Genomic DNA, 12,465 nt, shown 5'->3' with positions numbered 1-12,465 from the left:
GACGACGGCTGGGCCGTCTGCTTGTCAGGCGGCCGTGCATCGTCAGGCGCTTCAGGCGGGTCGGGTTGCTGCTTGCATAGCCAGTGCGCGGCACAGCCATTGCGCGCGACGGCGCTCATTGAACGCCCGACGCTCGCACCGCTGCGCGATCAGCGCGTCAAATGCGCGAGCGCATCCCTCATCGGCAAACTGGAAACGACGATGGGCCCCGAAAACGGCGTATCCAGATCCACGATCACATAGACCGCCGAAGCAATCGACACGGCCCCCAGCGAGATCATGACGAGCGCCAGCGTGTTACGCGGCGCAACCAACCCGAAGCTCAGAAAGATCACGCACAGCCAGAACGTCAGGGTCTTGAAGAAAGGCAGCGAAATGGAACTGTGCGCTTCTTCGATGATCGTCCAGCGCGCGTCCACGACGCGCCGGTATCGCGTCAACGCGTCGTCGAGCGCGCGTTGTCGCAACGGCTCCCGCGCTTGCACTTGCCGCAATTCGCGGCCCACCGCGCTCAGCATATCGCCTAGCCGCGCATTCTCCAGAGTCTGCGTATTTTCCTGCGAGCCGATGTTCTTCGGATAATCGCCGCTCGGCGCCGGCTCGCGCGGCCACGTCGACGCGATCGCCGCTGCGGTGTACTGCCGCAGCAGATGCCGCGACGGCTCGGCATCGCTGCCCAGTTCGCGCATGCTGCCGTCGAATTCGATCAGATCGGCGGCAAAGGCTCGCAAATCGTTCGACGCCGTATCGAAATTCGACTTGGCCGACGCCGTCAGCAAACCCAGCACCAGTGCGGCGAACGTCACGAGCATGCCGATCACCAGCTGAATGAGCTGCACCGTCTCGTGCGCCTTGTGCTCTTCGGGCAGAAGCGGGCGCACCCACACGCCGACGCCGGTCGCCATCAGCAAAAGCGCAAACACCAGTAGAGCCGAACCGACTTCTGACATCGACATGCTCCGACGACACGCGCCTCTCTCAACTGCAGCGCGCCACAAACCGCGACTAGTTGCAAATGAACACCTTGCGCGAACAACCTCCCGGCGTCCCGTTCAGATATTGACCGAGCGCAGCCGTATGCGCCATCCACCATAAAGTTTTCCGCAATTGCGCCGTAGTCCCTCTATGTCGGGTTCCCTTAAATCTCGACAAAGTTGCGGGCCGGGCCGAATGTGGTTTGGGCGCAGCATGCGTGGCCGGTGCCGTTTCTGCATCGTCTGTCAGGCAAGCCCATGGAGACAAGTCGGATGTGGAAAAATCTGTCGATTCGCACCAGCCTCACCCTGATGATCGCGTTCTTCGGCGTCGTGCTGCTGCTCGGCGCCGCCGCGGGATTGCTGGCGCTGCGTGCCAGCAACGCGTCGCTGCAACAGATGTACACCGTGGACACCCCCGCCGTCGCGGACCTCGAGGGCAGCGCCGGACAGCTGCTGCGCCTGCGTCTCGCGCTGGCCACCTACGCATCGCTGGCTGACCTGAGCGATCAGGAGGGCGCGGATGCGGTGCTCAAGCGCTTCGATCAGTACCAGAAAGCATCCGATGATCGTCTTGCCCACTATTTGAGCCGCGCGAGTGCGGACGCCGACGAACGGCGCATGATCACGGCCATGCAGACGACGCGCGACACTTTCCTGCACGAGGGCGTGGAGCCGGCGCTGGGCGCCCTCAAATCGAGCGATCGCACCGCGTTCCAGCAGTTGCAGGCGCACAAGCTGCCGTCGCTCTACAGCGCGTACGAGAAGTCGATGCTCGCGCTCGAACAGTGGCAGCTCGATCACGGCGCGCAGCGCTATCAGCAGGCGCAGGACCGGTTTTACGCGATCTCCATCGCCGTCGCGGTGGGTATCGTGGTGTCGCTGCTGGGCGCGTGGCTGGGCCGCGTCGTGCTGGTGCGGGCGATCGTCAGTCCAGTCGACGCGACCATCGCGCAGTTCCAGCAAATCGCCAACGGCGACCTGACGAGCCGCATCGACGTGACCAGCAACAACGAAATGGGCCGTCTGGCGGCCGCGTTGCGCAAAATGCAGGAATCGCTGATCGCGACGGTGAACGCCGTGCGTCAGGGCACCGAATCGATCGACACGGGCGTGAGCGAGATTGCGGCAGGCAACACCGATCTCTCGCAACGCACGGAAGAGCAGGCCGCATCGCTCGAAGAAACGGCGGCGAGCATCGAACAGCTGACCTCGACGGTCAAACAGACGGCCGACAACGCGATGCAGGCCAGTTCGCTCGCGCAGGGCGCGTCGAGTCTTGCGGCGCAGGGCGGCGAGCTCACCGAACAGGTGGTGGGCACGATGCACGGCATCGTCGACGACTCGCGGCGGATTGCCGATATTGTCGGCGTGATTGAAGGGATCGCGTTTCAGACTAATATCCTCGCGTTGAACGCGGCGGTGGAAGCGGCGCGCGCCGGCGAGCAGGGACGCGGTTTCGCGGTGGTCGCGAGCGAGGTGCGTTCGTTGGCACAGCGCAGCGCGGCGGCGGCCAAGGAGATCAAGGGCTTGATCGATGCATCGACCGCGCGGGTGCAGGCCGGCTCGCAACTGGTCGAACGCTCCGGGTCGACGATGAGCGAGATCGTTGACGCGATCGCGCGCGTGAGTTCGATCATGGGCGAGATCGCGGCGGCCGCGACCGAGCAGAGCACGGGCATCGACCAGGTCAATCTCGCGGTCGCGCAGATGGACGAGGTGACGCAACAGAATGCCGCGCTGGTCGAGCAGGCTGCCGCGGCGGCGAGTTCGCTGGAAGATCAGGCGCGGCGTTTGTCAGCGGCGGTGGCGGTGTTTCGGACGGGCAGCGGTTCGGCCGCTTCTTTGGCGACGCGGCATGCGACTGCGGCCGGTGCACCCAAGCTGAGCAACGCAGGCGAATTCGCCGCGGCTTGACGTGGCGGCTCGTCCTGCATCGCGGCGCCTGGGGTTGTTAAGCCATCGGGACCCGAGGCGCCGCGCACTTGAGCGGGACATTACTGCATGGTCGCGTAATACCTGGCCAAACTATCTATTCCCGCCGAGGTCAACTGCCGCACCACGTTGCGCATCTGTTCGTTGATGTCGTTGCGCCGCGCGCCCGACGCGAACGCGCGCATCTGCTGTGCGAGATAAGTCGACGATTGTCCGCTCAGCCATGCCGCCGCGCCCTTGCGATCCATCTCGCCCAGATCCACCAGCCGACGGGCTTGAACTCCAGGCAGCACACGAGGACATTGCAGCAGCACCACGAAACAGAGCGCATGCCATCGCGAACAGAACTGAAGATCCGATAGTTCTACGATGCAGCGAAGCCTCGTTGCAAACACTCTTATTCTCGATTTGGCTGCCATGCGTGCGCTCGCGAACTGTCTGGCGAATTCAGCGGACAACGCATCGCGGGTCTCCCAGTCTCTTTCTGGAAACGATTGCGCTACTGCAAAACAGAAGGGACTTCATTGGATCTGGAGCGGCAGTTGGACCGATCGGCGTGGCAATCGCCGGCAGTACATGCGCACCTGCAGTCTGTTGACCGCCGGTTGATTCGCGCCGCTCGCGCTGTTGACGGGCTTCGCCGCTTTGCACCACGCGGCGATTACCGTGAAGTTCGCGCTGATGGTCGTGCTGGGGGGGGCGTGAGCGCGTCGGCATGGCACGGCGTTGCCTTCACCGAGCTTGCCACGCTGGCCGGGACGAGCCGCTCGGGGACGGCGCTCACGATCGGCAATACCTCCGTGTTTCTGACGCTGTTCCTGACGCCGCCGCCATTCCGCCGCTGCTGTCGATCGGTTCGTGGCCGACGATTTGGGCGGTGGCGAGCGCCTGCGCGCTCATCGCATTCCCGGTGTTTCCGCGCGCGGTGCCCAACGGCGGCATCCAGACGGCGCGAGCTTGCGATGAAGCGTGACGCGGGCACAGCGGCGTTGCGTGCCGCACGCAGTCGTTGTCGATGCGTCGCAAGCGGAAATGGGCGACGCGAGAGCGTCGATATTGCCCAAGTCCCTCAGCGCTATTTATCTGCTGTTATAGCTGCAACAAGCTATCAGCTTATTGCCGCACAAGGACCACCTTGGTTTTCATGGCTCGCCGACGTGGACTTGTCGCCTCGGCAGCTGGGTCATCGCCGCGCGGCTGCGTTAAATCGTGCCGCGCATCTCTGCTTCGTCGAACGCATGCGCAAACCATTCCTACAACGAACGGGATAAAGCCCGGCTCATCTCCGAATCATTCTGGCGAACGGTTCCATTTATTCTATTCGGGTGCAAGCTGTTTAAGTCGTATGCGCAAATAGCTTAATCCGCGCCAATTGCTTTGGCTTATTTCGGAGCGATCTGATTTTTATCTGCAAAGGAATATTGAATTATCTTCGCAGCGCCGTTGCGCCTAAAAGGGTGACGGAAAATCAGGGGCAAAGGAGCCGGAGACGATGAACGACACCGCTGAGATAACGACACCTGTTCGAGCCATCATTGCGGACGACCATCCACTGGTTCTGCTTGCCATCGAACATCTGATGAGAAGCTATGCGAACATGCAGATCGTCGGCCGCGCCGCCGACGCCACTGAACTTTTCACGCAAGTCGATCGCAGCCCGTGCGATCTGGTGCTGATGGACCTGAACATGCCAGGTGGCTTCGACGGCCGCGGGCTGGACGTCGTCAAAGAGTTCAAGGTGCGCTACCCGCACGTCGCACTCATCGTGCTCACCATGGAAACCGAAGTGACCGCGCTGCAGCAGGTGATTTCGCTCGGTGTCGACGGGCTGGTCAGCAAGCGCGACCGGATCGATCTGATTCACGTGGCGGTGGTCATGGCGCTCGCGCGTGAGTGCTATGTCGGGCCCGCGGTGCGCACGCTGATTGCCGACGCGACCGTGGCTCAGCGCCTCGATTTCATTCGCGGCACACTGTCGCGTCGCGAACTCGAAGTGTTCACGCAGTACGCGTCCGGCTTCGCCGTCAGCGAGATCGCCACGCGTCTTGGGCGCAGCGTGAAGACCGTGAGCGCGCAAAAATGCACGGCAATGCGCAAGCTTGCGCTGCAGACCGACGCGGAACTGTTTCGTTTCGCCGCCCAACACGGCGTAATTACCGAAGGCTGTAGTCAAAGCCGCTGACAAGCCGGCCAGTGTCGCGCCGCCGCGCGAATCAACAGCAGAAGTATTGGCATCGCTCCGGGGAAGCACTTTGCGTGCGGAGCGTGCCGATTCCACAACACAAACAAATGACACACAAGATCCGCGTGATCGTCGCCGACGATCATCAATGCGTGCGCGCCGGCATCCGATACCTGTTGCAGTCCAGGCCGAATATGGAGCTGGTCGGCGAGGCGGCCGACACGCGTGACCTGGCCGTACTGCTCGATGCGCACGCTTGCGATGTCGTCGTCTCGGATATCGACATGCCGGGGCTCGACGGCGGCAGCAACGCGGTGCCGTTTCTGCGCCGCCTGTTGCGTCGCGAGCCGCGCCCTTACGTCGTCGTGCTCACGATCATCGGCCATGGCCACTTGCTGACGGGCCTGCGCAATATCGGCGTGACAGGCATCGTCGACAAGCGCGACGCCGCGGAAAACCTGGTCAAGGCGATTACCGCGGTTGCCGCCGGCGGCGTTCACTTATCGCAGCAGGTGCGCGCCGCTTTGGATGCAGCGGAACTCGCGCCGCAGTTTCAAACCGGCGCGCTAAGCCCGCGCGAATGGGAAGTTTTCCAACTCTCCGTGCAGGGTGTGGCGGTCTGCGAGATCGCGCAACGCCTGGAACGCAGCGGCAAGACGATCAGCACGCAAAAGCGCAGCGCAATGCGCAAGCTCGGGCTGGAAACGGAAGCTGATTTAATCAACTATGCAAGGAAAATCGGATTGGCTTAACGATCTTTAACTTGAAGTTGTGCAAGGGTGATTAATTAATTTATTACGCAACCAATAATTTAAGACTTTTCTGATTCGTCCGAAGCGGGCGCCATTCAATAATTGCCAATTGACTGGGGCCGTATTACCTGCTTGCCCCTTGTTTGCCCGTTGTTTTGGCCGAAGGCGTCGGGTAATTCCGTCATCCTGAGAGCGACCGGCTGAAAAGATTCAGGGCAAGGTCTGGTTGCAATCGCGCGGTGCCGTCTGCCTTGTACATAGAAAAACAGGAGAGGGAATGGTCGCGCTAGGTAAGCGGTTGTGGATCGAGGGCGTGGGAACGGCGTGGCTGGTGTTCACTGGCTGTGGCAGTTCCGTGCTGGACGCCAGTGTGGTCCTGCAGGGGTATGGCGGGCTCGAAGTGTCGCTTGCGTTCGGTCTCGCGTTCGCCACGGCAAGCTACGCGTTCGGGGCGAGTTCCGGCGCCCATTTCAATCCGGCGGTCACCGTCGGCTTCGCGGTCGCCCAGCGTTTTCCGGTGCGCGATCTGTTGCCGTACATCGCTGCTCAAACGCTCGGCGCCGTCGCCGCGGCCGGCGCCCTCGCGTACGTGGCGAGCGGCCGTCCAGGTTTCGACCTGGGCGCCAGCGAATTCGCCGCGAACGGTTTCGGCGCCCATTCGCCGGCGGACTATCAACTGCATTCGGCGCTGACCGTGGAATTCACGCTGTCGTTTGCGTTCGTCATGGTGTGCCTGTTGATCGCCGCTCGGAAAAACATGGCGTCGATCGCACCGTTGGTGATCGGCGCCTGCCTGACACTCGTCTATCTGGTTTCCATTCCGATTACCAACGGGTCGGTCAATCCCGCCCGGTCCACCGCGCAGGCGCTGTTCGTCGGCAACTGGGCGCTGGATCAGCTGTGGATGTTCTGGGCCGCGCCATTGTTGGGCGGCATCGCGGCCGGCGTGCTGTTTTCGCTTCTGCATGGCAACGCTGATCCGTCCGCCGCCGCGCCAACGGGCGGCAAGAGCGACGCGGCGTGAACGCGTGTCGGCGCCGTTCATTCCGGTCGTCGCGCGTCCTCTGCTGGGCCTTGCGGTGAAACGCATGCTGCGGCGCGGCCTGTTGCTTGTGCTCGCGCTGTTTCTGTCGGCGGCCGTCGTCTCGGCCTTTGCCGAACCGTTCGGGGGTGGGGCGAGTGTTCCGGCCGCGCGCGCGTTCCCGGCGAAATTGATCGTCGGCGTGCTCGCCGGCGGCTGGGCGCCGTTCGACATGTTGCAAGACGGCAGGCTGACTGGCGTGAGCGGCGACTATCTGCGCGCGCTGGTGGGTCCGAACGTCGTCATCGAAGCGAAGGTGTTTCCGGACATGCCGCAGCTGCTCGCCGCCGCCTGCGCAGGCAACATCGACTTGCTGACGAGCATCGCGCGCACGCCCGAGCGCGAACAGTGCATCAATTTCACGGCGCCGTACTTTCGCTCTTCCATTTCGGCCGTGGTCCGCCGCGACAGCAACCGGTATGCGAGCCGTCGCGAACTTGCGGGCGCGCGTCTTGCGATCGAGCGCGGCTTCGCGCTCGATCGCGCGGTCCACGAGAGCTTTCCGCGCGCCGAGATCAATGCGTACGCGACCACGAGCGCGGCGCTCGCCGCGGTGGTCCGCGGCGAAGCCGATGCCTATTTCGGTTTTGCGCCGGTCGCCCAGTACGAGCTGGCCACCGAAGAATTTCGCGGCCTGCATGTCGCGTTCGAAGAAGGCGGCACGTTTGCCGACTTGCGCTTCGGCGTGCCCCGGGCGAGGACTGCACTGCGCGATCAGCTCGATCGCGCGCTGGCGTCGATGAACCCCGCCGAAGGCGCGGCAATCCGCGTGCGCTGGCTGTCCGGCAACTTCAGCGCGGAGCCGGCCGCCGCCGCGCGTCGCTTCGTGCTGACGCCGGAAGAAAAGGAGTGGCTTCATTCATTGCCGCCGTTGCAGATCGGCTTCGACAGCAATTGGCCACCTTTTAGCCTGCTCGACGACTCCGGCCGTCCGGCCGGCATCGCCGCTGACTATCTGGCTTATTTGAGTCGCACTCTTGGCATCGTGTTCAACCGCGCCCGCCTGTCCGACTGGCCCGCCGCCGTGGGCGCTTTCCAGCGCGGCGAGCTGGCGATGCTCGCCACCGCATCCAGTCATGGTCCGCCACTGAACGGAGCAAGCCAGAGCCGCGCTTATGCGAGCTATCCGATCGTGATGGTTGGGCGCGCCGCCGAGCCGGACGCACCCTCGCTCGACGATTTCACCTGGCGGCGCGCTGTGATTCCGGCGCACCTGGCCGGTTCGATTCCGCACGCGCTAGACGTCATCGCGCCCGACCATATCGTCGTCGCGCCGAGCCTGGACGATGCGCTGCGCATGGTCGGGCACGGCGAGGCGGACTTGCTGGTGGCTAACGCGGCCGCGGTCGATTTCCAGCTCAGGCGCCGCTACGCCGGCGTACTCAAGGTGCTCGGCACGCTCGGCGAGTCCGACTCGCTCAGCTTCGCGGTGCGTTCGGATCTGCGCCCGCTCGCCGGGATCATCGACCGCGCGTTGCAGGCGATGCCGGCGTCGGAGAAAGAGCGCATCGAGCAGAGGTGGGCGACCGGCGCCGTGGCTCACTCCGGCTCGTGGAGCGTGACCGCGGTGCGTCTGCTGCCGGTCTTGATCGGCACCGGCGTGGTGCTGCTCGTCACGTTGCGCGCTTATTTGCTGCTGCAGCGCGAGGTCAGGCTGCGCAAGAAAACCGAGCGCGAACTCGCGCTGCAGCTCAATTTTCAGGAGGCGATGATGGAGACGGTGCCCTATGCGTTCGTCGCCAAAGATCTGCAGGGCCGTTACATAGCGGTCAACCGCGCCTATGAAGAAGCGTGCGGCAAGAGTCGCGAAGCCGTTCTCGGACACACGACCACGGAAGTGCGCACGTGGGGCGAAGTGAACAGCCGCCTGCTCGACGACATGACGCAAGAAGTCCTCAAAGGCGGCACAGCCGAGATGGAATTGCAGTTCGAAAACAAAACCGGCGACGTACGCCACGGGCTCTTCTGGAGCAGCGTGTGCCACAGCAGCGACGGACAACCGGTGTGCCTCGTCGGCACGATGGTCGACATCACCAGTATCCGGCGCGCCGAAATGGTCGCGCGCGAAACGGAACGGCTGCTGTTCGATGTGACGCGCTCGTTGCCGGCAGTCGTGTTTCAGATGCGCCGCACCGCAAGCGGCGCCTACTCGTTTCCGTATATCGGCGGCAACGCGCGCCACCTGCTGGACGATCACGACGTGGCGCCGAATCACCGCGCTCAGGTCGACTTCAACCGGGTGGCGGACGAAGACCGTGAGCTCGTGCTGGCTGAACTGGAGCGCTCGGCCCAGTGCGAAACGCCCGTGCATATGGAGTTTCGTCTGAAGAGCGCGCAGCAGGTCACGTGGGTGCGCGCCGAACTGGTGCCGCGCCGCGAGGCGGATGGCAGCGTCGTGTGGAGCGGCTTCTGGGTCGACGCCAGCGTGGAGCGGGCCCGGTCCGAGGAACTCGCGCGAGCGCGCGACATGGCTGAAGCGGCGTCGCGTGCAAAAGACAACTTCTTCGCGATGATGAGCCACGAAATCCGCACGCCGATGAACGGGGTGCTCGGTCTCGTCGAGGTGCTGGAGCGCACGCCGCTCAATACGGATCAAGGTGAAATGCTGAGCATGATTCACGAGTCGGCGGGCGCGCTGCTGCAGATCCTCGACGATCTGCTCGATTACTCGAAGATCGAAGCGGGGCGGCTGACGCTCGAAGCCGAGCCCATCGATGTGCGCGAACTGGTCGACAACGCCGTGGGACTGCTGGCTGGGCGCGCGCACGAAAAGGGACTCAAGGTGCGCGTGGATATCGCGACGGAAGTGGCGGCCACGCTGCGCGGCGACAGCGTACGGTTGCGGCAGATCCTCTTTAACCTGCTCGGCAATGCCATCAAGTTCACGCCGCAGGGCCAGGTCGACGTGGGCGTGACCGTGGTCGAGCAGAACGACGCCGGCCAGACCCTCGAAATGATCGTGGAGGACACCGGCATCGGCATCGCCCCCGACGTACAGGTAAGCCTGTTCGAGCCGTTCGTGCAGGCGGAGTCGTCCACCACGCGGCGTTTCGGCGGTACGGGCCTCGGGCTGACCATCTGCCGTAAGCTAATCGATCTGATGGACGGCACGCTCACGTTGCGCAGCGAACCGGGCCGGGGCACGCGCATGATCGTGCGACTGACCCTGCCGGTCGTCGTGCAGCGCTCGTACGTGAGCGGTTTGCGCGGCAAGCGCGCCATCGTGGCGACGGGTGACAAGCGGGTTAGCCGAGCGCTGATTCACTTCGGCGAGGCGCTCGGGCTGCGCTTGCGGGGCCTCGAACCGGACGCCGCCGAACTGTGCGGTCGTGCCACGCTTGCGGAAACCGACCTGCTGTTCGTCAGCGAAGACTTGCTGTTGCAGGTGGCCGCGAACGTCGGTCAGGCCACGCGCATCATCAGCCTCACCGAAAAGCCGAAACCGACCGGCTATCGCATTCTCGACAACAAGGTGCGTGTGAGCGTCAATCCAATCTCGTGGCGCGGCCTGGGCGCGGCGTGCGCCGCTGCGATGACGGGACTGCCGTCGGCCCCACAGCGCGCAACCGGTGCGCCGCGTGCGCCTCAAAGCGTCGTGACCCCGCCGGATCGCGAACGGGCAAGCGCCAGCGGCCGGCTGATCCTCGTCGCGGAAGATCATCCGGTCAATCAGGAACTGATCCGTCATCAACTGACTTTGCTCGGCTTCGCGTGCGACGTGGTCAACGACGGCGCCGAGGCGCTGAGCGCGCTGCAGCACACCCGGTACGGCTGCCTGATCACGGATTGCCACATGCCGAACGTGTCCGGCTACGAACTCACGCGGCGCGTGCGCGAGAGCGAGCAGGGCGGCGCTTACCGCTTGCCGATTCTCGGCATCACCGCGAACACCGCGCCCGACGACCTCCAGCTCTGCCGCGACGCAGGAATGGACGACAGCCTCGTAAAGCCGACCCGGCTCGCGACCTTGCGCGACTACCTGAGCCGCTGGTTCGGCCCCGAAGCGGCGCCGCAGGCCGCGCCCGCGGAAATGGAGGGCGCGCCGGCGATGGTCGGGCCGCTCGTGCAGCGCGCCGAGGAGCCGTTCGTGCCGGTCGACCTGACCCACCTGACGCAACTGTGGGGCAGCGCATCGACCGTCAAGGCCCTGCTGGACGCGTTCGTCGTGTCCGTGCGCGAAGATATTCAGGGCTTGTCGCCGCTGCTCGATCGCATTCAGACGGCGCCCATTCGCGAGTGGCTGCATCGCGTGGAAGGCGCGGCAAGCGTGCTGCAATATCCGCCGCTGGCACAGGCGCTCGACGAATATGGCCGCAGTATCGCCGGCAAGACACCGGAGCGCTTGCGTAGCGACGGGCTCGCATTGATCGACAAATGCAACGCGATGCTCGACGGCATCGAGCAGCAAGCGGCTTTGCTGCGGTAGCGCGTCGCTGTTGGAACGCTGACAGCGGCGGACAGGCGTCAGTGCGTTTGCATCAGGCGGTGCAACGGTTAATGCAAGCCAGTGCAGGCGGACGCAAGAGAATGCAGCCGCGCGCGAATCGGACCGACGAGCCGAAAAAGCGCGAGGCGAAAAAAAACGCGGCCGAAGCCGCGTTAAGGTTTGGAGACATCCTTCGATGAAAGAGTCACTTCTCGCAAGCAGAAGCATAGCCCAGATGCCGCGATTGATTTACTGCAGAATCCGCAATTAACTGTTTGAATATGGCGATGAAATCGTCGCGGGCGGCCGCTCGGTCGATCGAGACTTCGGCGTACGGGCGCTTTCGAGTCGCGCGTAAGTACGCAGCCTCGCTTCACGATCACCTGCACCAACAACTACGGACAACTACCGAACTGGCGCCCAGCCAGCCCCTACCGCGCGATACCCGACACAGCGCCGGTCGGGCCCGGTCATGCGCACGCCAACCGGCGCCAACGTTTTGCACTAGTATGGCGTGGCGCCGCGCTTGACCGACCGGTCGGTGCCGCGGCGCATCAACATCCGGAGAAGAACATGATTGCGCTGCGAAAAATGAATCTGGCTGTTGTGTTGTGGGCGTTCGCGTCGGGTGTCGCGTTCGCGGACACGGTGAGCCTGAAGGCGGATCTCGAACCTTCGAGCGAAGTGCCGCCTCGGGTGAGCCATGGACACGGCATGCTCAACGCGACCTTCGACACGTCGACGCAATCGCTGCAATGGATGATCACCTATGAAGGCCTGAGCGGCCCGGCCACTGCCGCGCATTTCCACGGGCCTGCGCCGGTCGGTCAGAACGCGAAAGTCCAGGTGCCGATCGACAAGGGCGCGCTCGCAAGCCCGATCAAGGGATCGGCCAAGCTCAACGAGCAACAGGTCACGGATCTGTTGGGCGGACAGTGGTACTTCAATGTGCACACCGCGCAGAACCCGACGGGCGAGATTCGCGGACAAGTGTTGCCGGCGAATTAGGCGGCGCGCCGCTGATGCCCGTTCATCATGCGTTCGCCCGGCATTGGAAGCCACCGTCGACCGGCGCGGCGCTGAGCGCGAGCGCCGCGGCGGGACAGTCACCAAGG

General features: G+C 64.0%; 7 protein-coding genes and 2 pseudogenes. 7 read left to right on the top strand and 2 right to left on the bottom strand.

Annotated features, from left to right (window positions below; all coding sequences use genetic code 11):
* Positions 1-149 precede the first annotated feature (149 nt).
* Positions 150-950, bottom strand: coding sequence for a bestrophin-like domain (locus tag ABQJ48_RS16410; protein ID WP_367839058.1), 801 nt, complete (start codon positions 948-950; stop codon positions 150-152).
* A 297-nt stretch (positions 951-1,247) separates the two neighbouring features.
* Here ABQJ48_RS16410 and ABQJ48_RS16405 point away from each other — a divergent pair, with 297 nt between their 5' ends.
* Positions 1,248-2,891, top strand: a complete 1,644-nt coding sequence (locus tag ABQJ48_RS16405) for a methyl-accepting chemotaxis protein (RefSeq protein WP_367839057.1) — start codon at positions 1,248-1,250, stop codon at positions 2,889-2,891.
* Positions 2,892-2,971: 80 nt separating this feature from the next.
* Here ABQJ48_RS16405 and ABQJ48_RS16400 read toward each other — a convergent pair.
* A pseudogene (locus ABQJ48_RS16400) lies at positions 2,972-3,163 on the bottom strand (c-type cytochrome); the annotation flags it as partial.
* A 274-nt stretch (positions 3,164-3,437) separates the two neighbouring features.
* Here ABQJ48_RS16400 and ABQJ48_RS16395 point away from each other — a divergent pair.
* The 6 genes and pseudogenes from ABQJ48_RS16395 to ABQJ48_RS16370 form a co-directional block, all read left to right on the top strand.
* Positions 3,438-3,882 (top strand): annotated as a pseudogene (locus tag ABQJ48_RS16395) (MFS transporter); the annotation flags it as partial.
* A gap of 519 nt (positions 3,883-4,401) precedes the next feature.
* A complete protein-coding gene (locus ABQJ48_RS16390) occupies positions 4,402-5,091 on the top strand; it encodes a response regulator (RefSeq protein ID WP_367839056.1) in 690 nt (229 codons plus the stop codon).
* Between the two features lie 107 nt (positions 5,092-5,198).
* Positions 5,199-5,843, top strand: coding sequence for a response regulator (locus ABQJ48_RS16385; protein ID WP_367839055.1), 645 nt, complete (start codon positions 5,199-5,201; stop codon positions 5,841-5,843).
* A gap of 277 nt (positions 5,844-6,120) precedes the next feature.
* Positions 6,121-6,867, top strand: coding sequence for an aquaporin Z (aqpZ, locus tag ABQJ48_RS16380; RefSeq protein WP_367839054.1), 747 nt, complete (start codon positions 6,121-6,123; stop codon positions 6,865-6,867).
* A 64-nt stretch (positions 6,868-6,931) separates the two neighbouring features.
* Positions 6,932-11,350 (top strand): ATP-binding protein, encoded by a 4,419-nt coding sequence (locus tag ABQJ48_RS16375; RefSeq protein WP_367839094.1) that lies wholly within the window; start codon positions 6,932-6,934, stop codon positions 11,348-11,350.
* A 573-nt stretch (positions 11,351-11,923) separates the two neighbouring features.
* Positions 11,924-12,358, top strand: a complete 435-nt coding sequence (locus ABQJ48_RS16370; RefSeq protein ID WP_367839053.1) for a CHRD domain-containing protein — start codon at positions 11,924-11,926, stop codon at positions 12,356-12,358.
* Positions 12,359-12,465: the final 107 nt, after the last annotated feature.

Source organism: Paraburkholderia suaedae (assembly GCF_040812055.1).
Classification (GTDB): domain Bacteria; phylum Pseudomonadota; class Gammaproteobacteria; order Burkholderiales; family Burkholderiaceae; genus Paraburkholderia.
Note: the sequence above shows the minus strand (reverse complement) of the source record. Positions and strands in the feature narration are given on the sequence as shown.

Excerpts from the sequence above, each read along its gene's own strand:
- aqpZ (WP_367839054.1), top strand. The coding sequence starts at position 6,121 with ATGGTCGCGCTAGGTAAGCGGTTGTGGATCGAGGGCGTGGGAACGGCG.
- ABQJ48_RS16410 (WP_367839058.1), bottom strand. The coding sequence starts at position 950 with ATGTCAGAAGTCGGTTCGGCTCTACTGGTGTTTGCGCTTTTGCTGATG.
- ABQJ48_RS16405 (WP_367839057.1), top strand. The coding sequence starts at position 1,248 with ATGTGGAAAAATCTGTCGATTCGCACCAGCCTCACCCTGATGATCGCG.
- ABQJ48_RS16390 (WP_367839056.1), top strand. The coding sequence starts at position 4,402 with ATGAACGACACCGCTGAGATAACGACACCTGTTCGAGCCATCATTGCG.
- ABQJ48_RS16370 (WP_367839053.1), top strand. The coding sequence starts at position 11,924 with ATGATTGCGCTGCGAAAAATGAATCTGGCTGTTGTGTTGTGGGCGTTC.
- ABQJ48_RS16385 (WP_367839055.1), top strand. The coding sequence starts at position 5,199 with ATGACACACAAGATCCGCGTGATCGTCGCCGACGATCATCAATGCGTG.
- ABQJ48_RS16375 (WP_367839094.1), top strand. The coding sequence starts at position 6,932 with ATGCTGCGGCGCGGCCTGTTGCTTGTGCTCGCGCTGTTTCTGTCGGCG.